This is a genomic window from Microbacterium jejuense, assembly GCF_019511665.1.
GTDB classification, from domain to species: domain Bacteria; phylum Actinomycetota; class Actinomycetes; order Actinomycetales; family Microbacteriaceae; genus Microbacterium; species Microbacterium jejuense_A.
This window is the reverse complement of sequence record NZ_JAEUAW010000008.1, coordinates 131,016-151,905: the sequence shown is the minus strand read 5'-3', so window position 1 is coordinate 151,905 and position 20,890 is coordinate 131,016. Positions and strand designations below refer to the sequence as shown.

General features: G+C 69.2%; 19 protein-coding genes. 9 read left to right on the top strand and 10 right to left on the bottom strand.

What is annotated here, in order from left to right:
- Positions 1-68 precede the first annotated feature (68 nt).
- A complete protein-coding gene (locus JNB62_RS12130) occupies positions 69-950 on the top strand; it encodes an Ltp family lipoprotein (protein ID WP_220301144.1) in 882 nt (293 codons plus the stop codon).
- Positions 951-1,055: 105 nt separating this feature from the next.
- Here JNB62_RS12130 and JNB62_RS12125 read toward each other — a convergent pair whose 3' ends face one another.
- Positions 1,056-2,243: a restriction endonuclease subunit S gene (locus JNB62_RS12125; RefSeq protein WP_220301143.1), complete on the bottom strand. Its 1,188-nt coding sequence runs from the start codon at positions 2,241-2,243 to the stop codon at positions 1,056-1,058.
- Entirely contained in the window at positions 2,240-3,835 is a 1,596-nt protein-coding gene (locus JNB62_RS12120; protein ID WP_220301142.1) for a type I restriction-modification system subunit M, read from the bottom strand. The genes JNB62_RS12125 and JNB62_RS12120 overlap by 4 nt, the downstream gene beginning before the upstream one ends.
- Positions 3,836-4,086: 251 nt before the next feature.
- On the opposite strand from JNB62_RS12120, the gene pulA reads away from it, so the two are divergent.
- The gene (gene pulA, locus JNB62_RS12115) at positions 4,087-9,861 is read left to right on the top strand and encodes a pullulanase-type alpha-1,6-glucosidase (protein WP_220301141.1); all 5,775 of its coding nucleotides are present in this window, start codon (positions 4,087-4,089) and stop codon (positions 9,859-9,861) included.
- A gap of 74 nt (positions 9,862-9,935) precedes the next feature.
- Here pulA and JNB62_RS12110 read toward each other — a convergent pair whose 3' ends face one another.
- Positions 9,936-10,115, bottom strand: coding sequence for a hypothetical protein (locus JNB62_RS12110; RefSeq protein WP_220301140.1), 180 nt, complete (start codon positions 10,113-10,115; stop codon positions 9,936-9,938).
- A gap of 135 nt (positions 10,116-10,250) precedes the next feature.
- On the opposite strand from JNB62_RS12110, the gene JNB62_RS12105 reads away from it, so the two are divergent.
- From JNB62_RS12105 to mmsB, 4 genes are all read left to right on the top strand, one after another.
- Positions 10,251-10,577 (top strand): L-rhamnose mutarotase, encoded by a 327-nt coding sequence (locus tag JNB62_RS12105; RefSeq protein ID WP_220301139.1) that lies wholly within the window; start codon positions 10,251-10,253, stop codon positions 10,575-10,577.
- Positions 10,578-10,697: 120 nt separating this feature from the next.
- The gene (locus JNB62_RS12100; RefSeq protein WP_220301138.1) at positions 10,698-11,069 is read left to right on the top strand and encodes a YciI family protein; all 372 of its coding nucleotides are present in this window, start codon (positions 10,698-10,700) and stop codon (positions 11,067-11,069) included.
- Positions 11,070-11,283: 214 nt separating this feature from the next.
- The gene (locus JNB62_RS12095) at positions 11,284-12,474 is read left to right on the top strand and encodes an acyl-CoA dehydrogenase family protein (RefSeq protein ID WP_220301137.1); all 1,191 of its coding nucleotides are present in this window, start codon (positions 11,284-11,286) and stop codon (positions 12,472-12,474) included.
- A 37-nt stretch (positions 12,475-12,511) separates the two neighbouring features.
- The gene (gene mmsB, locus JNB62_RS12090; protein ID WP_220301136.1) at positions 12,512-13,411 is read left to right on the top strand and encodes a 3-hydroxyisobutyrate dehydrogenase; all 900 of its coding nucleotides are present in this window, start codon (positions 12,512-12,514) and stop codon (positions 13,409-13,411) included.
- A 36-nt stretch (positions 13,412-13,447) separates the two neighbouring features.
- Here mmsB and JNB62_RS12085 read toward each other — a convergent pair whose 3' ends face one another.
- The 6 genes from JNB62_RS12085 to JNB62_RS12060 form a co-directional block, all read right to left on the bottom strand.
- On the bottom strand, positions 13,448-14,317 hold the full coding sequence (locus JNB62_RS12085; RefSeq protein ID WP_220301135.1) for a hypothetical protein: 870 nt from the start codon (positions 14,315-14,317) through the stop codon (positions 13,448-13,450).
- Positions 14,314-14,859 (bottom strand): hypothetical protein, encoded by a 546-nt coding sequence (locus JNB62_RS12080; protein ID WP_220301134.1) that lies wholly within the window; start codon positions 14,857-14,859, stop codon positions 14,314-14,316. The genes JNB62_RS12085 and JNB62_RS12080 overlap by 4 nt, the downstream gene beginning before the upstream one ends.
- Positions 14,856-15,449 (bottom strand): hypothetical protein, encoded by a 594-nt coding sequence (locus JNB62_RS12075; RefSeq protein WP_220301133.1) that lies wholly within the window; start codon positions 15,447-15,449, stop codon positions 14,856-14,858. Before JNB62_RS12075 ends, JNB62_RS12080 begins: the two co-directional genes overlap by 4 nt.
- A 10-nt stretch (positions 15,450-15,459) precedes the next feature.
- Complete coding sequence (locus tag JNB62_RS12070) at positions 15,460-16,815, bottom strand: hypothetical protein (RefSeq protein WP_220301132.1); 1,356 nt, start codon at positions 16,813-16,815, stop codon at positions 15,460-15,462.
- 8 nt (positions 16,816-16,823) lie between these two features.
- The gene (locus JNB62_RS12065) at positions 16,824-17,150 is read right to left on the bottom strand and encodes a hypothetical protein (protein WP_220301131.1); all 327 of its coding nucleotides are present in this window, start codon (positions 17,148-17,150) and stop codon (positions 16,824-16,826) included.
- A 75-nt stretch (positions 17,151-17,225) separates the two neighbouring features.
- The gene (locus JNB62_RS12060) at positions 17,226-17,513 is read right to left on the bottom strand and encodes a WXG100 family type VII secretion target (protein ID WP_220301130.1); all 288 of its coding nucleotides are present in this window, start codon (positions 17,511-17,513) and stop codon (positions 17,226-17,228) included.
- A 140-nt stretch (positions 17,514-17,653) separates the two neighbouring features.
- Here JNB62_RS12060 and JNB62_RS12055 point away from each other — a divergent pair, with 140 nt between their 5' ends.
- On the top strand, positions 17,654-18,430 hold the full coding sequence (locus tag JNB62_RS12055; RefSeq protein ID WP_220301129.1) for an enoyl-CoA hydratase: 777 nt from the start codon (positions 17,654-17,656) through the stop codon (positions 18,428-18,430).
- An 11-nt stretch (positions 18,431-18,441) separates the two neighbouring features.
- Here JNB62_RS12055 and JNB62_RS12050 read toward each other — a convergent pair whose 3' ends face one another.
- The gene (locus JNB62_RS12050) at positions 18,442-18,978 is read right to left on the bottom strand and encodes a MarR family winged helix-turn-helix transcriptional regulator (protein WP_220301128.1); all 537 of its coding nucleotides are present in this window, start codon (positions 18,976-18,978) and stop codon (positions 18,442-18,444) included.
- 132 nt (positions 18,979-19,110) lie between these two features.
- Between JNB62_RS12050 and JNB62_RS12045 the strand changes: the two genes are divergently transcribed.
- Positions 19,111-19,887 carry an electron transfer flavoprotein subunit beta/FixA family protein gene (locus JNB62_RS12045; protein ID WP_220301127.1) on the top strand — a complete coding sequence of 259 codons (777 nt, stop codon included), beginning with the start codon at positions 19,111-19,113 and terminating at the stop codon, positions 19,885-19,887.
- A gap of 9 nt (positions 19,888-19,896) precedes the next feature.
- Positions 19,897-20,862: an electron transfer flavoprotein subunit alpha/FixB family protein gene (locus JNB62_RS12040; RefSeq protein WP_220301126.1), complete on the top strand. Its 966-nt coding sequence runs from the start codon at positions 19,897-19,899 to the stop codon at positions 20,860-20,862.
- Positions 20,863-20,890 lie beyond the last annotated feature (28 nt).

Sequence of the window (20,890 nt, the reverse complement as noted above, 5' to 3'; positions counted from 1 at the left end):
GTTCTACTGGCCATCGGCCGGTGGCGCACGCCTGGGGTGTGCGCCTCGAATGACCAGAAGGTTCTGTCATGTCCGAGAACAACAACACCGCTCCGCAGCTGCCGCCCGCAGGGTGGTACCCCGACCCGCACAACGCGGGCGGGCAGCGCTACTGGGACGGCGCGCAGTGGACCGAACACGTGGCGGTGCCGTCGCCCGATGGCGTGGCTGTCGGGGCTGGGGCGCCCGAGCAGACGGTCGCGGTCGGCGGCGGTGGCGCCGTCGCGGTCTCGACCGGGTTCCGTATGCCGCCGCTGAAGTGGTGGCTGTGGGCGCTCATCGCCTTCGGAGTGCTCCTGGTGATCAGCGTCATCGTGGGCAGCCTCAGCGTCGGCCGCGACGACGCCGCCCGCACGGAAGTCACGCCGACCGCGACGTCACCGGCGCGCGAGGTCGACCCGCCGGCGGCGGCTCCCGTCGATGACCGCGAGGCGATGCCGGGCCTGGTCGGCCACACCGTCGCGGAGGCGCGCGCGGCGGTCGAGGCCGCCGGATTCACCATCGACATGCCGGTCGACACCGGTGACGACTGGATCGTGCTGACGCAGACGATCAGCGAAGGACGCCAGGCGGATGCCGGTACCGCCGTATTCATCACGGCGGAGGCACCCAAGCCGGTGTACACGCTGGCGCAGCAGAACGCGATCGACGAGGCGCGGTCTTACCTCGCCTATTCCGGTTTCTCGCGCACGGGTCTGATCGGCCAGCTCGAGTACGAGGGCTACTCCACCGAAGATGCCACCTTCGGCGCCGACAACGCGGGCGCCGACTGGAACGCGGAGTGCGCGGAATCGGCCGCGTCCTACCTCGAGTACTCCTCGTTCTCGCGCCAGGGTCTGTACGACCAGCTCGCCTACGAGGGCTTCACCGACGCCGAGATCCAGTTCGGCCTCGCCGCCGTCGGCTACTGAGGGCCAGGGCGGCCGTCGCACCGGCGGCGGCCGCCCGGCGTCGCCGGGGTGCTGCTCGCACGTCCACCCGGAGCGGGTGCACACGCGCCACCCGAGGTGGTGTAGTCAGAGCTCGCCCCGGAACGCGCGGTGCTGGAGGGAGGCGAAGAGGGCGTTGAGCGCAGACTCCTTCTGTTTCGTCGCCTGCAGGGACAGCATGATCTCTGCGAACTCGGCGTCGATCTCGCGCTGGACGTCGACCGGTGCGATTCGGATAGGCAAATTGCGCACGCTGGTGGCATTAAGTGTGTTCAGACCCGACGTCGTGTTCGCGACGCGCCTGAGGTGCTCACGAGCGGCCGGCGCGTTGACGCTGAGTTCCAGGAACCGTCCCGTCGTGACGTCGAGCTTCGGTCGGAGCCGGAAGAGATGATTCTGATGGGTGAGTGGTGCGTCCGGGAGTGAGTCGACCAGTGCCGCGCGACCGACTTCGTCGACGTTGCCATGACCCTCGACTACTAGGACATCTCCTGTACGCAGCTGCGTGCGGACCAGTTCTGCATCCGTCACACCCAGTTCTTTCACCTCGCCCAGATCGATGGATCCGCGGAAGACATTGGCGACGCGCAGATAACCAACTGAGAGCGGGAATGAGGCGCGGCGCGCGTTGATGGTCAGCCCGCCCTGCAGTTCAGCAACGTCACCGACCTTCATCGGGCGCCATTCGGTCTGGTCGTAGGCCTGGAATCTGGCCCGAGGCACCTCAGCGAACAACGACGTCATGCGGCTGGTCTGGGCCCGGATGTCCTCGGCCTCGTCGAGGATCGCCGCGATGCGGCGCTGCTCGGGGAGAGGTGGGAGCGGGATCTCGATGCGGTCGAGGTCCTCCGACCGCAGGTTATTGATGTTCGCCCCAGCTGCGACCGACGAGATGTAGCGCCGATACTCGGCCGTGCGGAAGTAGTGCGCGAAGTACGCGGGATCGACGCCGGGGCCGGGACGCAGGACCTTGCAGAACGCACCAAACGTTGCATTCGGTGAGGAGTGGATGTAGGCCGCCTTTCCCACGACGCTCAGACTGCCGCTCGAAGCGGCGATGAGCACGTCGCCGACGCGAAGTCGCTGGCGCTCAGCGACCCGGTGGGCGGGTACGTATGTCAAGTCGTTCAGATCCACGCCGGAGTCGGTGATGTTGCCGGCTCTTAGGAGCGCGACTCTGTCCGGCGCCGCCGTATTTGAAGCTTCGCCCTTCGAATATGTAACCCCTCGAATCTGCTCGGCGGCGTCGGAGACGCGCACTGTCTCCCAGGTCACGCGAGCATCTCCCGCAGGCGCTTCAGGCCGTCCTGGATCTCGACCTCGAGGGCGTCCAGCTCGTCGAGGATCTCCAGCGGTGAACGGTGCTCGACCTCCTCGACCTCGATCTCCTTGTACCGGTTGAGGCTCAGGTCGTAGCCGTTGTCGACGATCTCTTGACGCGGAACCATGAATGACTGAGCCGTGCGGGGACGGGTGTACTCGGACGCTTCGACAAGCTCAGCGACCTCGACAAGCTCAGCGACCGACTGGGACGCTTCGACAGGCTCGGCGGGCTGGGCCGCTTCGACAGGCTCAGCGACCGGGGTCGGGGAAGAGACGACCGAACGCCACCTCGCCAGCACGTCGGGCAGGTCGTTCGCCTCGATGGGCGTCCGTTTGTCGTCGAGGGTCATGCCGTCGGCGCGCACGTCGTAGAACCACACGTGGTCCGTGCCGCCCGACGACGTCTTCGTGAACAGCAGGATCGCTGTGGACACACCGGTGTAGGGCTTGAAGGTTCCCGACGGGAGCTTGATCACCGCGTCCAGCTTGTGGTCGTCGACGAGCAGCTTGCGCACGGCCTTGTGCGCGTTCGACGACCCGAACAGCACGCCCTCGGGAACGATGACCGCCGCGCGGCCGCCATTGCGCAGCATCCGGATCATCAAGACCAAGAAGAGCAGCTCGGTCTTGCGGGTCTTCACGACCTTCTGCAGGTCCTTCGACACCGTCTCGTCGTCGAGTGACCCGGCGAAGGGGGGATTGGCGAGCACGAGCGTGTACTCGTCAAGGCCGGGATGCCCCTCCGACAGCGAATCCGCGCGCTCGATCGTCGGGTTCTCGACGCCGTGCAGCAGCATGTTCATGCTGGCGATGCGGGCCATCGACGCATCCGAGTCGTACCCGGTGAACATCGGTCCGTTGAAGTGCGCCCGTGTGGCGGCATCCGTCCAGATCTCCGGGTGATGCGCGCGCACGTATTCCTCGGCGGCGACCAGGAACCCGGCCGTGCCCACCGCAGGGTCGATGATGCGGTCGTCGGGCCGCGGCTGCTGCATGTCGACCATGAGCTGGATGATGTGCCGCGCGGTGCGGAACTGGCCGTTCGTGCCGCTGGTCGACAGCTTCATGAGCATGTACTCGTAGATGTCGCCCTTGGTGTCGCGATCATCCATGGGAATGTCGGCGAGCAGGTCGACCACCTTGGTCAGGAGCGCCGGCGTCGGGATCGTGAAGCGCGCGTCACGCATGTTGCGCGCATAGCTCGAGCCCTCGGTGCCGAGCTGCCGCAGCCACGGGAAGACGTGTTCCGACACGATCTCGAACATCTCGGCCGGCGCGTAGTTCGTGAAGACGCTCCAGCGCAGGTCGCGGTACGGGCGCCGGCCCGGGAGGTCGCTGTCGTATCCGTCCGGAAAGATCGGGTCATCGATCGCGTCGCCGAAGCGTGCCGCCTGCTTCTCGGCCTTGGTGTGCAGCTCGTCGAGACGCTTGATGAACAGCAGATACGTGATCTGCTCGATCACCTCGACCGGGTTGGCGATGCCGCCCGACCAGAACGCGTCCCAGACCTTGTCGACCTGCCCCTTCAGCGGACCCGTGACCACACCGTCTCCCCTCGCGCGTGCAACATTCCCACGCTAGTCCAGCGGCGAGGTGACGCCTCTCGCCGAGGCGCCGCGGCTCAACTGCAAGCGGTTGCGGGAACCTCGGAAGAGTGGATGCCGGCGGCCGCGGCATCCACTCGATGAAAGGGTTCTCACGATGTAAGCGCTTGCAATCAGCCGCTCGCCGCTGTTACTGTCGGCGCACAGCTCACCGGCACGTCGTCGTGCCTTCGCCCCATCCAGGAGCCTCGATGTCACAGCCGACAAGTCCCCGAGCACGCACCGTCGCCGCGACTCTCGCGGCCGCCGCCCTCATCGTCACCGGGGGAGCAGTCGCCATCGCTCCGGCCGCCGCTGCCGAACGCACATTCGCGCTCGTGGGTAGCCTGCAGTCCGAGCTCGGCTGCTCGGCCGACTGGCAGCCCGAGTGCGCGGCGACCGACCTCGCGGCCACCGACACCGCGGGGGTCTACGCCGCCGAGTTCGAGGTGCCCGCGGGATCGTACGAGTACAAGGTCGCCGTGACCGACGCATGGGACGAGTCGTACGGTCTCAACGGCGGGGGTGACAACATCCCGCTGACGATCGCCGGTCCTGCGACGCTGCGTTTCGTCTTCGACGACAACACCAAGCGCGTGGGTGTCGAGGCCAAGAGCCTGCGCGTCGGCTACACCGCCGACGACGACGCGCTCGTCGCGCCGCCGGTGCGCGAGCCCGGCAGCCAGGAGCAGTTCTACTTCGTCATGACCGATCGGTTCGCCGACGGCGACCCCTCCAACGATCAGGGCGGACTGACCGGCGATCGACTCGCCACCGGGTTCGACCCGACAGACAAGGGCTTCTACAACGGCGGCGACATCGCAGGCCTTCGCCAGAACCTCGACTACATCGACGGGCTCGGCACGACCGCGATCTGGCTCACGCCCAGCTTCAAGAACAAGCCCGTGCAGGGCGAGGGCGCGAACGCCAGCGCCGGCTACCACGGCTACTGGATCACCGACTTCACGCAGATCGACCCGCACCTGGGCACGAACGCCGAGCTGAAGGCGCTCATCGACGAGGCGCACGCCAAGGGCATCAAGGTCTACTTCGACATCATCGCCAACCACACCGCCGACGTCATCGACTACGCCGAGCAGCAGTACGGCTACATCGACCAGGCAACCTCGCCCTACACCGACGCGGACGGCGTGGTCTTCGACCCGCACACGTATGCGGGCACCGACACGTTCCCGGCGCTGGATCCGGCCACGTCCTTCCCGTACACGCCGGTGATCGCCGACGCCGACGCCGATCTCAAGGTGCCGGCCTGGCTCAACGACCCCACGCTGTACCACAACCGCGGCAACTCGACGTGGGCCGGGGAGTCCGTCACATACGGCGACTTCGACGGCCTGGACGACCTCATGACCGAGAGCCCGACCGTCGTCGACGGCTTCGTGGACGTCTACAACACATGGATCGACCTCGGCATCGACGGCTTCCGCATCGACACCGCCAAGCACGTGAACTTCGAGTTCTGGCAGCAGTGGACCACGCGCGTGCTCGACTACGCGCACGCGCACGGCAAGCCCGACTTCTTCATGTTCGGCGAGGTGTACGACGCCGACCCCGCCAAGCTGTCGCCGTACGTCCGTGACACCGACATGTCGAGCGTGCTCGACTTCACGTTCCAGTCGTCGGCGGTGAGCTTCGCGAACGGCGGCAACACCAGGACGCTGCAGAACCTGTACGCCGGAGACGACCGCTACACCACGCCCGACTCGTCGGCGACGGCGCTGCCGACCTTCCTCGGCAACCACGACATGGGCCGCGTCGGCTACTTCCTCAAGGACGCCGACAACGCGCTGCAGCGCGACCTGCTCGCCCACGACCTGATGTTCCTCGGCCGCGGCCAGCCCGTCGTCTACTACGGCGACGAGCAGGGCTTCGTCGGCACGGGCAGCGACAAGGACGCCCGCCAGTCGCTGTTCGCGACCCAGGTGGCGTCGTACCAGAACCAGAGCCTCATCACCGGCGAGACTGCCGGATCCGTCGACCGCTACGACACGTCGGCGCCCGTCTACCAGCGCATCGCCGACCTGGCGGCGCTGCGCGAGGCCCACCCGACGCTCGTCACCGGCGCGCAGATCGAGCGCTACGCCGACAACGGCGCGGGCGTTTACGCCTTCTCGCGCGTCGACCGCGACGACAAGGTCGAGTACCTGGTCGCCCTCAACAACACCACGGCCGACAAGGCCGTGAACCTCACGACCCTCACCGCGAACGCGTCGTACTCCCCGGTGTACGGCACGTCCACGGGTATCTCGACGGATGCCGCCTCCGCGACCTCCGTGACGGTTCCGGCGCTCTCAGCCGTGGTCTACCGCGCCGACGAGAGCGTCACCGCGCCCGCCGAGGCGACGCCGGTCACGGTGACGGTCCCGGCCGCCGGCGCGGGCGTCAGCGGCACCGCCGCCGTGAGCGCCGAGGTGGACGACACGACGTGGCAGGAGACAAGCTTCGCGTGGCGCGTCGTGGGCTCCGACGAGTGGCACGCCCTCGGCACGGCCGAAGACACCGCGCCCGGCGTCTTCCACACCGTCGACGGCCTCGCGACCGGCACGCTGGTCGAGTACCGTGCCGTCACCACGGACGCCGCCGGTCACCACGCCGCCGCCTCGACCTATGCGTCGGTCGGCAACAAGGTCAGCACCGGCATCGACGAGACGCCCGAGGAACCGGTCGAAGAGGAGCCGCAGACGCCGACCGAGTACGGCGCCGTGAGCGTGCCCGGCAGCTTCAACGCCGCCGCCGGGTGCCCTGGCGACTGGCAGCCCGACTGCGACGCCGTGCAGATGACCAAGGGCGACGGCATCTGGACGCTCGCGCTGCCCGACCTCGAGGCCGGCACGTACGAGTACAAGATCGCCACCGAGAAGAAGTGGGACGAGAACTACGGCCTCGGCGGCGTCCAGAACGGCGGCAACATCACCCTCGTGCACGCGGGCGGGCCGATCGAGTTCTTCTTCGACCCGCGCACGAAGAACATCCGCTCCACCGCCGACGGTCCCGTCATCACGCTGCCCGGTTCGCTGCAGAGCGAGCTCGGCTGCGCCGGCGACTGGATGCCCGACTGCCTCGCGACCATGATGTTCGACCGCGACGGCGACGGCGTGTTCCAGTTCACGACCGACGACCTTCCCACCGGCTCGTACGAGGTCAAGGTCGCCCATGGCCGCTCCTGGAGCGAGAACTACGGCGCCGGCGGCGCCCCGGGCGGCGCGAACATCACGTTCAGCGCGACCGCGGGCAAGGTCGTGACCTTCCGCTACACGCTCGAGACGCATGTGCTCACGGTGAAGGCGAGCGACCCGCCGCTGGCCGGCACCGGAGAGCTGCGTGCGCACTGGATCGACGCCCACACCATCGCGTGGCCCGCCGACCTCGGTGCGCCGGCCGACGGCGCCGCGTGGCAGCTGTACGGGTCGAAGGATGCCGCACTCGGCGTCTCCGCCGAGCGAGAGGTCACCGGCGACTCCGAGCCGATCGCGCTGACTCGGATCGACGGCGGGCTCACCGACGATCAGAAGGAGCGGTTCCCGGCCCTCGCCGGATATGTCGCTCTCCGCGTCGACGTCGATCGTGATGCGGCAGCCGACCTGCTGAAGGGCCAGCTCATGGTGGCCCAGCGCGGCGCGGCCGGCGCTCTCACGGCCTTCACGGGCGTGCAGATCCCGGGCGTGCTCGACGACCTCTACGCGGACGCCGTCGAAGACGCCGCCCTCGGGGTGACGTTCGCGAAGAACGGCAAGCCGACGTTCCGACTGTGGGCGCCGACCGCGCAGTCCGCGGCCCTGCTCACGTGGGACGCCGGCACGGACGGTGAACCGGTGCGTCACGAGGCGCGCTGGGACGCGGCATCCGGGATCTGGACCGTCACGGGCGACAAGAAGCTCGCCGGCGACGAGTACCTGTGGGAGGCCGTCGTCTACGCCCCGACCACGGGCGAGATCGAGACGAACGACGTCACCGACCCGTACTCGGTCGCGCTCACGGTCAACTCCGAGCGCTCGGTCGCCGTCGACCTCGACGACAAGCAGTGGCGCCCCAAGGCGTGGGAGAAGACGAAGGCGCCCGAGATCGCACGCCCCGTCGACCGTGCGATCTACGAGCTGCACGTGCGCGACTTCTCGATCTCGGACGAGACCGTCCCCGAGGCCGATCGCGGCACCTACAAGGCGTTCACGCTCGACAGCGCGGGCACGAAGCAGCTGCGTCAGCTGTCGTCCGCCGGCATCAACACGGTGCACCTTCTGCCGACGTTCGACATCGCCACGATCGAGGAGGACCGCTCGCAGCAGCAGACGCCGGCGTGCGACCTCGCATCGCTGCCGGCCGACAGCGATCAGCAGCAGGCATGCGTCGCCGCCGTCGCCGACACCGACGGCTTCAACTGGGGCTACGACCCGTACCACTATTCGGTTCCCGAGGGCTCGTACGCGCTCGACCCCGAGGGCGGCGCGCGCGTGTCGGAGTTCCGCGAGATGGTCGGGGCGCTGCACGGAATGGGCCTGCAGGTCGTGCTCGACCAGGTGTTCAACCACACCTCCGCGTCGGGTCAGGCCGCCACGTCGGTGCTCGACCAGGTCGTGCCCGGCTACTACCAGCGTCTCAACGCCGCCGGCAACGTCGAGACCTCGACGTGCTGCCAGAACGTGGCCACCGAGCACGAGGTCGCGCAGAAGCTCATGGTCGACTCCGTCGTCCTGTGGGCTCGCGAGTACAAGGTGGACGGCTTCCGCTTCGACCTCATGGGCCACCACTCGAAGCAGAACATGCTCGAGATCCGCGCCGCGCTCGACAAGCTCACGCTGAAGAAGGACGGCGTCGACGGCAAGGCCATCTACCTGTACGGCGAGGGCTGGAACTTCGGCGAGGTCGCGAACAACGCCCTCTTCGAGCAGGCCACGCAGGGGCAGCTCGGCGGCACCGGCATCGGAACGTTCAGCGACCGGCTGCGCGACGCCGTGCACGGCGGCAGCCCGGTCGCCGGCGAGACGGTCCAGCAGCAGGGCTTCGGGACGGGACTGGGCACCGACCCCAATGGGGCGCCCATCAACGGCACGACCGAAGAAGCGCTCGCCGACCTCGCGCACCAGACCGACCTGGTCAAGCTCGGTCTCGCGGGCAACCTGCGCGACTACAGGCTGACCGATCACACGGGTGCCGTGAAAGCAGGCGACGAGCTCGACTACCGCGGCGCGCCGGCCGGCTACGCCGACCAGCCCGACGAGATCATCACGTACGTCGACGCGCACGACAACGAGACGCTGTTCGACCTGTCGATGCTGAAGCTCCCCGCGGACACCACCATGGCCGACCGCGTGCGCATGAACACGCTCGAGCTCGCGACCACGACGTACGCGCAGACGCCGTCGTTCTGGCACGCCGGCACCGAGCTGCTCCGCTCGAAGTCGCTGGATCGCAACAGCTACAACTCGGGCGACTGGTTCAACCGCATCGACTGGACGGGCCAGGAGTCGACGTTCGGCTCCGGCCTGCCCATGGCCGCCGACAACGACGACAACTGGGGCATCATGCAGCCGCTGCTGGCCGACCCCGCCAACAAGCCTCAGGCGTCCGATATCGCCACGGCCGAGGCATCCGCTCTCGACCTCCTGCGCGTGCGCGACGAGGTGGGGCTGCTGCGGCTCGGCTCGGCGGAGCTGATCGAGCAGAAGGTCACGTTCCCCGACAGCGGACCGGATGCCGCACCCGGCGTGGTCGTGATGCTCATCGACGATCTCGTCGGCAAGGACGTGGATCCGAACCTCAAGGGTGCGCTGGTCGTGTTCAACGCCGGCACCGAGCCCGTCACCCAGACGGTCTCGTCACTGAAGGGACGCTCGTTCGCCCTGACGCCGGCGCTCGCGAAGGGTACCGACCCCGTCGTGAAGAGGACCACATGGGATGCCGCCACCGGAACGATCACCGTCCCCGCCCGCACCGCCGTGGTCCTGGTGGAGCCCCAGAAGAAGCACTGACCGAACCCGCGAGAGGATATGTCTCCGCACGCCGTTGCGGCGGGAGCGTATCCTCTCGCGGTGCCCGGCGCAGGTCAGAGCGAGCCGAGCAGCTGTGCGCCGAACACCGCGACGGCGGCGACGCCCACGCCCGCGATGGCCAGGCCGATGATCGCGAGCACGAGGATGTTGCCGCCGATCGTCAGCAGCGCGGCCGCCGTCGGCGACAGCTCGCGATGACGGGGGAGCCGGACCGGAGACGTGGTGGTGACCATGCTTCGACGCTACGGAGCGGGCGGGTCGGGGCGCGTCCGCCCGTGGTCTCATGCGCCTCCGCCTTGCGGATGATTCCGGCCCGACGGCATGGGCTACCGTGGAGCCGGTTCGCACACACCCGCGGAGGCCCAAGGATGAGAGTCGCGCTGCACTCGATCGTCAAGGACGGTCATGAGAGCTCCTACGATCGCGAGCACCGGCGGATCCCCGACGACCTCGCGGCCAGCTTCGCGAGGATCGGCATCCACGACTGGACGATCTGGCGCTCGGGGTCGCACCTCTTCCACGTTGTCGACTGCGACGACTTCGCGGCGGCCATGCGGGCGCTGGAGGACGACCCCGCCGACGCGGCGTGGCAGGCGCACATCGGGCAGCACGTCGACCACTTCGTGCTCGACGGCCCGTCGCCCGAGGGCATGGTGCTGCCGCAGGTCTGGCGACTCAGCGAGCAGCGCGGCTGACCGGCCGGTGCGCAGCATCCCTCATCAGAGAATCTTGAGAGCAAATGTCGATGCCCGGCGGCGCCGCGCGACGACCCGAGTGAGGCGGGCGCCGGCCCGTCCGCACCGGAAGGATCCGACATGAAGTACATGATGTTCGTCGTCACCTCGCTCGAGCCCGACACCGAGGTCGACGAGTCCGACATCGACCTGTGGGTCGACCCGCTCGACGCCAGCGGCAAGCGCATCATCGGCGAGGTGCTCGCCCCGCAGGCCGAGTCGACGGTCGTGAAGGTGCGCGGCGGCAAGGTGCTCACCACGCGCGGTCCGTTCGTCGAGACCGCCGAGGTGATCTGCGGCTTCGACATCCTCGAGGTGGAAGACCTCGACGAGGCGATCGAGATCGCCTCGCGGCATCCCATGGCCCGCAACGGCCAGTTGGAGCTGCGACCGTTCATGCAGTGGCCCGACAGCGGCGCCGAGGCCCAGGCAGAGGCGTCGGCGCAGGTCTGAGCCCCGGCATCCCGCACCCTCGAACGGGCGCATTCCACGGCTGAGCCGTCGGGATGCGCCCGTTTGCATGAGCCTGTGCCCGTGAGCACCGGCCGATCTCTGGAATTCCGAGCAGATACAAGGACGTCCATGTAAAATCACCAGTGTGCCAACGTCGGCACGATCGCGCTGATCAGGATGCCCCACAAGGGCTATTCCGGATCGAGAAGGAGCAATGGTGACCACGATCGCCCCCGCCAGCCACACGACGTCCGCCCCCGCCGTCCCGAGCCTCACGGAAGAGGAGCGTGCCGCGATCCTCGACGCGGTGCGCGACTTCGCGCAGCACGAGCTCGAACCGCACGCGCTGGAATGGGACGCGACCTCGTACTTCCCCCGCGAGACGCTGCACCGCGCCGGCGACCTGGGCCTCGGCGGCATCTACGTCCGCGAGGACGTCGGGGGCACCGGCCTGTCGCGGTCGGACGCCGCCGCGATCTTCGAAGAGCTGGCGCAGGGCGACCCCGCGATCGCCGCGTACATCTCGATCCACAACATGGTCGCGTGGATGATCGACACCTACGGCGACGAAACCCAGCGGCGCACGTGGCTGCCCGCCCTCACCGCGATGACGGGCTTCGGAAGCTACTGCCTCACCGAACCGGGCGCCGGATCGGACGCCGCGGCCATCGCCACCAGCGCCATCCGGTCGGGCGACGAGTACGTCCTCACCGGCGTCAAGCAGTTCATCTCGGGCGGCGGCGAGGCCGCCGTGTACATCGTCATGGCGCGCACCGACGCGGATGCCGGAGCACGGGGCATCACCGCCTTCCTGGTGCCGGCCGACACGGCCGGGCTCTCGTTCGGCGCCCTCGAGCACAAGATGGGCTGGAACGCCCAGCCCACGCGCCAGGTGATCCTCGACGAGGTGCGCGTGCCCGCCTCGAGCGTCCTGGGCGAGCTCGGCCAGGGCTTCAAGATCGCGATGTCGGCACTCGACGGCGGCCGCATCAACATCGCCGCGTGCTCGCTCGGCGGCGCGCAGTGGGCGCTCGACCGCACCACCGCCTATGTGCACGAGCGCTTCACCTTCGGCGAGCCGCTGGCCGAGAAGCAGGCCGTCGTGTTCGCACTGGCCGACATGGCCACCGAGCTGCGCGCCGCTCGCGCGCTCGTGCGCGACGCGGCGGGGGCGCTCGACGCGAAGGCGCCCGACGCGCCCATGCAGTGCGCGATGGCCAAGCGCTTCGCGACCGACGCCGGCTTCGCGGTCGCGAACCAGGCGCTGCAGATGCACGGCGGGTACGGGTACCTTCACGACTACGGCATCGAGAAGGTGGTGCGCGACCTGCGCGTGCACCAGATCCTCGAAGGCACCAACGAGATCATGCGCGTGATCATCGGCCGTCAGCTGCTCGGCGCCTGACGCCCGCACCGACGGACCAGCGACGAAGAAGGTCGACATGAAGATCGCATTCCTGGGGCTCGGCCACATGGGCCTGCCCATGGCGAAGAACCTCGCCGCCTCGGGCCACGACGTCGTCGGCTTCGACGTCGCTCCCGCCGCCGTCTCGGCCGCCGCCGAGGCCGGCCTTGCGACCGCCGGATCGGGAGTGGATGCCGCCACCACCGCCGACATCGTCATCACGATGTTCCAGACCGGGGCGCAGGTGCTCGACGCCTATCGCGGCACGGGCGGTGCGCCGGGCCTGCTCGACGTGGCGGCATCCCACGCCCTGTTCATCGACTGCTCGACCATCGCCGTCGACGAGGCCCGCGCCGCGCACGCGCTCGCCGAGGCGGCGGGGCACCGGTCGCTCGACGCGCCCGTGTCGGGTGGCGTCGTGGGTGCCGAGAACGCGACGCTCGCCTTCATGGTGGGCGGGCGGGACGACGACTTCGCCGCCGCCGAGCCGCTGCTGCAGGCCATGGGCCGTCGCGTGGTGCACTGCGGCGGTGCCGGCCTGGGGCAGGCGGCCAAGGTGTGCAACAACATGATCCTCGCGGTGTCGCAGATCGCCGTCGCCGAGGCGTTCGTCCTGGGGGAGCGGCTCGGGCTGTCGCACCAGGCGCTGTTCGACGTCGCCTCGAACGCGTCGGGGCAGTGCTGGGCGCTCACGACGAACTGCCCCGTCCCGGGTCCGGTCCCCACGAGCCCTGCGAACCGGGACTATCAGCCCGGGTTCGCCGGCGCCCTCATGAACAAAGACCTGGGGCTCGCCGAGCACGCGATCCAGGCGACCGGCGTCGAGGCCCGCATGGGCATGCTCGCACGCGAGATCTACCGTGACTTCGCGGCCGGCGAGGGAGCCGGGCAGGACTTCTCAGGCATCATCAACACCATCCGCGCCGACAGCGCCTGACGCCGGGAGCGCGGGGGCGCGGTGACCGCGCCGGTCTCAGCCGGCGAGGTCGTAGCGTGCCGCGGCCCATTCGAGGGACTGCAGGCGCTTGATGGTCGAGCGCGCCGGAACGTCGCGGCCGGATGCCGCCGCCAGGCCGGCGGCGTACGCCTCGGTGAACGCCGTGCGGGCCTCGTCGTCGAGAGCGTCGAGGACGTCGTGCGCGCGGTCCCGCGCGGTCTCGCCGGCGCTGATCAGCTCGTTGCGCTCGCGCGAGCCCGCACGCACGCGCGGGGCGTGCTCGTCGCCGTCGTCCGGCTGCCGGCGACGGGTGGCGCCGATCGCGAGCGCGAGGGCGAGGACGAACACGACCGCCATGGCGACCACGGCGGCCACGCCGTACCCGGTGAACTCCTCGATCGCGAGGCGCACGCTCACTCCCACCGCCGCGACGAGCGAGAGGAAGACGGTGAACCACAGGAAGATGGCGCGGTTGGTCGATGTCGACTTCTCGCGGCGGGCGAACACCTCGCCCACGCACAGCAGCACGACCGCGACGATCGCCAGCACGAGCACCGACGGCCCGACGACGGCCATCTCGCCCGCCGGGGTGCGCGAGACCACGCGGCCGGCGCCGACGGCGAGACCGCCGCCGAACCCGGCGGCGAACATCGCCAGGACGTCGGGGAAGGGCGTGATGCGGCGGACCTTCGGCGCCGACGCGGCGGCCGCTGCGCCCGTGCGTTCGAGCTCGGCGGCGGTGCGGTCGAACTCGCGGTCGATCAGCTCCAGACGCTGCAGAGCGCGCGGGTCGACGACGCGCAGCGCCGCGTCCTGGATCCGACGCGCGGTGTGCCGCGGCGACAGCCCCGGGGTCCACTGCACGGTCGAGGCGGCGCTCACGGCGCGATCGAGGATGCCGGTCATGAGTCCTCCAGGACGACGTGCGACACCAGCCTGTCGGCGTACGGCAGCATGGCGGTCGCGAACGGAACGCTGTCGGCGACGGCGGTCGCCAGGAGCGCGACGCCGTCGCGCTGGAACGCGTAGTTGAAGCGCCCTGCGACGATGCCCGGTTCGGTGGATGCCACGATGACGGCGGCGCGACGGCCGCTGCCCCACCAGCCGCCGTCGACCTCTTCGAGGGCCGGCGTGAGCATCGCGGCGTCGTCGTCGACAGCGGCGATCGTGAGGTCGAGAGGCTGCTCGACCTCTTCGACGCGGACGGCGAGCAGACCGGTGACGGGCAGCATCGCGAGCGGGCAGAAGGCCAGGAGCGTGCCCGTCTGCTCGGTGCGCGCCGCGCGGCACGCCTCTGCGAACGCGATGACGTCGGCGGCGCGTTCCGGCGACAGCGTGCCGGTGCGGCGCTCGACGTGCGCGACGAGAGTCGCGGGCCAATCCGCGTCGTCGCCCTCGGGAACGGGGACCCACACGTCTTCGTCGTAGTCGATGCGGTAGTTCGTCACGAGTCGGAGGGCTTCCAGGTGAAGGTGCTGACCATCACGTCGCTCAGCTCGACGAGAGCCGACACCACGGCATTCGTCTCGGAATCCGAGTCGGGCACCGGGATGACGGTCGTCAGCTGCACTGCCGAACGACGGCCCGAACCGGGGATCGGCACCAGGTAGTCGACGATGTACGCCGTTCCGGGGTCGGTGCCGGTCCGCACGGTCGCCGGCGTCTCCCACCGCACGATCGTGCGGTCGTCGCGCAGGAACTGGGCGTCGCGCTCGCGGAACAGCCCCGCGACCTGCCGGTCGAGAGTGCCGCCGAGCTGCCCCGAGACCACGGACGCCGTGATCGACATGGGCAGCGGCATCTCGTCGGCCGAGGTCTGCAGGTAGAGCGCGAACGCGCGTCCCTGCTGCATCTTGCGATACGCGACCTCGAGCAGCGTGCGCATCTCGGCGTCGAGATCGGGGCGGTGCTGGGCCCGCAGCTTGTCGGACGCACGGCGGATCAGCAGATCCACCCCGGAGCGGTCCGCCGGCACCTCCTCCCAGCCCGCAGGCAGGAGGAAGCGGAACGGCGGAACGCCTTCAGGAAGGTGGGACATCACGTCAACGCTAGCCTGCGAGCTGCGCGCGCCAGGAATCGACGTTCTCGTCGGAGCCCGAGAAGAGCTCCGTCACCACGCCGAACGCGTCGTCGCCCGAGCCGTACGTGCGCACGCTCACGTCGCCGACGTTCACGATGCGCTCGGCGAGGGTGATGTTGCCCACGCTGGAGAGGTTGTCGAGCATGTCGCCGGCGACCGTCCGCACGACGTTCTGGTGGTGGCTCGTGAACTGGCCGAGATCGCTGAGCGTGTTCGCCGCCCAGCTGCCCATCCCGCCGCGCGTGAGGTTGTTGATCGCCGTCGACCGCGAGGCGATGTCGCCCCAGCGGATCCCCGAGAAGGTGTCGGCGATGCGCGAGGCGAGACCCGAGCGCGCGACGCTGCCGAGACCGTTGCCGGTGCCGCTGGCGATTCCGCTCACGGCGCCCCGCACGGAGCGCAGCGAGCCGATGCCCTCGGCGATGTCGGCGAACGGGCCCTTGAAGATCTGCAGGGCCTGCATGCGCTCGCCGGCTTTGAAGAGCTTGCCGAGCTTGCCGAACGGCAGTACTCCGACGACCGCCCAGATCAGGTCGTCCAGCCCCGCCCTCCCCTTGAAGTAGAGGAACGCCGTCGCGATGAGCGCGATCGCGCCGATCACCGCGCCCACGATCATGAGGATGGGGCCGCCGATCACGATGGCGGCGATCGCCACCACGAAGCCGACGACCGAGAGGACGTCGACGACGACCTCGGCGACGCCGGCGAGGTTGTCGGTCCAGTCATCGGTGATGTTGCCGTGGGTCGCGCTGTTGATGCGTCCGAGCGCCAGGTCGTAGGCCTCGTCCCACGTGTCCCACTGCGTGTCGAAGTCGTCCAGCAGCCCGTTGAGGTGGATGCGGGCGTTGTCGGCCGCGATTCCGGCGTCGCGCGCCTGCCAGGCGTCGGCCTGATGGGCGCCGCGCGCCGCGGTGTCGTCCGCGTCGTAGTCGGCGGACGCGTCGGCGGCCTGCTGCGCGGTCTGAGCCGTCTCGACCTTGCTGTCGAGCTGCGTCTTGGCGTTCTCGATCTCGGTGACGAGCGACCGCAGCGCCGCCTGCACGGTGCTCAGCGTCGAACCGTACTCCTTCATGGCGGTGCCGGTCGGCTTGTAGCGCTCGCCGGCGAGCTTGAGCTCCTTGTGCGTGTCGCCGACCTCGTCGCGGATCTTCTCGATCGAGCGACCCTTCTCTTCCGTCGCGCCGTCGCCGATCTCGCGCAGCACGCCGGCTGCGCCGATCATCTGCTCGCCCAGGTCTTCGATCAGCTGGCCGCGCGCGATGATGCCCGACGCGTCGCCCTCGATGACGTGGACGCGATGATTTTTGTTGGTGCGGATCTCCACCGGTTCTCCTAGCGCGTCGGAAGGGTGTCGCCCGCGGATTCCTCCAGGGCGAGGCTGCGGGAGAGCTCCAGGTCGAAGTCCTGCCAGCCCTTGCAGGTGGCCTCGACGGCCGCCTGCACGGCCTTGAGCTTCTCGATGAGGGCATTGCGCCGGTCGTCCCAGCCGCCCTCGAAGTCGTGGGTCTTGTCACGCAGGCCGGAGCGCCCGTCGGGACGGCCGATGAGGTCCTGCAGACGGTCCGTGTTCTTCTCGGCGTCCTCGAACTCGACGATGATCTGCTTCAGCGAGCCGTTCAGCCGGTTCAGGTGATCGACCTTGACGTAGACGTCGGCCATGAGCGCTCCTCAGCGTGATGATGGCGAGTGGATGCCGGCGGCCTGGGCCGCCGGCATCCACTCGAAGAAACGGCGTCAGTTGCCGGCGAGGGCCTGGTCGGTGTCCTTGATCGCCTGCATCATCTTGCGCAGCGACTCGCCCATGTCGGAGATGCCCTCGATGGCCTTCTCCAGACCCGTCGTCAGCTCGGTGTACCCCTCACCGAACTTGCCCGACGCGTGCTGCGTCTTGAAGTCGTCACCGAGCAGGCGGTCCACGTCGCTCTTGAGGCGACGCAGCACGTCACCGATCTCTTCACGACCCGAGTCGAGCTTGCCCGCCATCGACTCCATCTCGCCATAAGAAGCCTTGAAATCAGCCATGATCCGTCCCTTTACTCAAACCAGCGGACCCGATCAGGCCCGAAAGCAGGCTAGCCAATCCGGACGGAGGATCGACATGGGGACCATTCCCCATGTCGAGAACCAGGCATCATCGGATGCAGGCATGTCGAGGAGGACTCATGACCGAATACGAGACGATCCTGGTCGAGACGCGGGGGCGCGTGGGATGGATCACGCTCAACCGCCCCGAGGCGCTCAACGCGCTGAACACGCAGGTCTGCCGGGAGGTGGTGGCCGCGGCATCCGCCTTCGATTCCGACGAGGGGATCGGCGCGATCGTCGTCACCGGGTCGGAGCGCGCGTTCGCCGCCGGCGCCGACATCAAAGAGATGGAGTCCAAGTCGGGGCTCGACATGCTGATGGGCGACCACTTCGGCGGCTGGACGCAGTTCGCCGCCGTCCGCACGCCGGTGATCGCCGCCGTGGCGGGCTACGCGCTCGGCGGCGGATGTGAGCTCGCCATGATGTGCGACATCATCCTCGCCGCCGACACCGCGAAGTTCGGGCAGCCCGAGATCACCCTCGGCGTGATCCCCGGGATGGGCGGTTCGCAGCGCCTCGTGCGCGCCGTCGGCTACTACAAGGCGGCCGACCTCATCCTCACCGGACGGATGATGGATGCCGCCGAAGCCGAGCGCTCCGGGCTCGCGTCGCGCGTCGTGCCCGCGGCCGACCTGCTGGCCGAGGCGCAGAAGGCCGCCGAGGCGATCGCCGCCAAGGGGCTCCCGGCGCTGTACGCGGCCAAGGCGGTGCTCGACGGCGCGCTGGAGTCGTCGCTGGCGGAGGGTCTGCGCCTGGAGAAGCACGTGTTCGCGAGCCTCTTCGACACCGAGGACCAGAAGGAGGGCATGGCCGCGTTCCGCGAGAAGCGCACGCCGGACTTCCGGGGGCGATGACCTCCGCCGCCTCAGAGCGGCTCGGGCTGCGGGCGCGGCTCGGTGAAGTCTCCCGAGTCCTTGCGGAATCGCGCGATGATGCGGACCAGCTCGGTCGTGTCGTCCTCGCTCAGGCCGGGGCTCTCGAAGACCTCCGTGTTGAGGGCGGCGGTCGCGCGCTCGACGAGCTCGCGGCCGCTGTCGGTCAGCACGAGCATCGCGGCGCGTCCGTCATCCGGGTGCGGTTCTCGCGAGAGCAGCCCGTCGCGCGTCAGCCGGTCGACGGTGTTCGTGACGCTCGTGGGGTGCACCTGGAGGCGGGCGATGGCACTGGCCATCGGCATCCGTCCCTCTCGCGTGAACCCCAGCAGCCGCAGCATCTCGTAGCGGGCGAACGACAGACCGAACGGCTTGAGGGTCGCGTCGATGCGGGCGAACAGCAGCTGCTGCGCGCGGATGATCGACGTGACCGCGGTCATGCCCGCGGCCGCGGGCTCCCAGCCGTGGGCGATCCACTGGCGTTTGGCCTCGGCGATCGGGTCCACCGCGAGCCGCTTCGGTGCTGCCATCGCAACCTCCTGCCTCCACCGTACCGGCGATGGCCGACGCGTGGGATGGCACTGAGTGTCATGCGCGGTGACACTCAGTGTGACGTCGTGGCCGTCTGCCCCTAGACTCTTGCGTAGCGTGAGGAGATCGACATGAAGATCGTCGTCCTGGTCAAGGAAGTCCCGGATACGTACGGGGATCGCAAGCTGTCGCTCGAGACCGGCCTGGCCGATCGTGCGGCGAGCGAGACGGTGCTCGACGAGATCGGGGAGCGGGCGCTCGAGGTGGCGCTGTCGTATGCCGACAAGACTCCGGGCACCGAGGTCGTTGTGCTGTCGATGACGCCGGAGTCGGCGTCGGCGACGGTGCGCAAGGGCCTCGCGATGGGCGCCGCCTCGGCCGTGCAGGTGGTCGACGATGCGCTGCTGGGCGCTGACCTCGGACTGACCGCGGAGGTGCTGGCCGCCGCGCTGCAGCGCACCGGCTTCGACCTCGTGATCGCCGGCAACCAGTCCACGGACGGCTCGGGCGGTGTGATCCCGGCGATGGTCGCCGAGATCCTCGATGTGCCGTCGGCGACGTACCTGAGCAGCGTCGAGATCGGTGAGACGGAGGTCTCGGGCACGCGGGCATCGGATGGCGCGACGATGAGCGTGACGGCATCCCTCCCGGCGGTCGTGTCCATCACCGAGGCGCTGCCCGACGCCCGGTTCCCGAACTTCAAGGGGATCATGGCGGCGAAGAAGAAGCCGTTCGAGACGCTCTCGCTGGCAGACCTCGACGTGGACGCGCATGACCCCGACGCGTCGCGGTCGATCGTGATCGGCCTGAGTGAGAAGCCGCCGCGTGCGGCGGGGGTGAAGATCGTCGACGAGGGTGACGCGGGCGAGAAGCTCGCGGAGTTCCTCATCCAGAACCGGCTCGCGTGAGGGACCGCCATGACGTTTGCAGATGACTCGATCCTCGTGCTGCTCGACACGAGGCCGTCGGGCGGGCTGGCCAAGTCCGCCGCCGAGGTCCTCGGCGCGGCGGCCCAGGTGGGCACGCCGGTCGCGCTGATCGTGGGCGATGAGGCGCTGGCGCAGGACGCCGCGGCCCTCGGAGCCGCCGCGGTGCTGGTCGCCGCGCCCGGCGAGGGACTGGGCTCGGGCCGGGTGGACGCGTTGACGTCGGCCGCCGACCTGGTGCGCCCCGATGCCGTGCTGGTCTCGAACTCGATCGAGGGCCGCGATGTCGCCGGCCGCTTCGCCGCCCGCAACCGCGCCGGTCTCGCCGTGGACGCCGTGGGTGTCTCGCGCGATGCGGAGGGCGTGGTCGCGCACCACTCCGTGTACGGCGGCGCGTACAACGTGGACTCCGCGGTGACGTGGGGTGCGCCGGTGATCACGATCCGGCAGGGGTCCGTGGATGCCAGGGCCGAGGCGGTCTCGGGTGTCGAGGCTGAGACGCTGGAGGTGCGTCCCTCCGGGCGTCGCGCCGCGAGCGTGGTGTCGGTCGACGAAGCTGTGGTGTCGTCGTCGCGTCCGGAGCTGCGCGGGGCGGCGAAGGTGATCTCGGGCGGCCGTGGGCTCGGTTCCGGTGAGAAGTTCGCCCTCGTCGAGCAGTTGGCCGACGTGCTGGGCGCCGCCGTGGGTGCTTCGCGTGCCGCGGTGGACGCCGGCTACGTGCCGCAGACGTACCAGGTGGGGCAGACCGGCGTCTCGGTGTCTCCGCAGCTGTATGTCGCGATCGGCATCTCGGGAGCGATCCAGCACAAGGCCGGCATGCAGACGGCCAAGACGATCGTCGCGATCAACAAGGACGCCGACGCGCCGATCTTCGAGATCGCCGACTTCGGCGTCGTGGGAGACCTGTTCCAGGTGGTGCCGCAGCTGATCGCCGCGCTCGAGGCGAAGAAGGCGTAACCGGCATGGCGACGTTCGGGGGGACTCT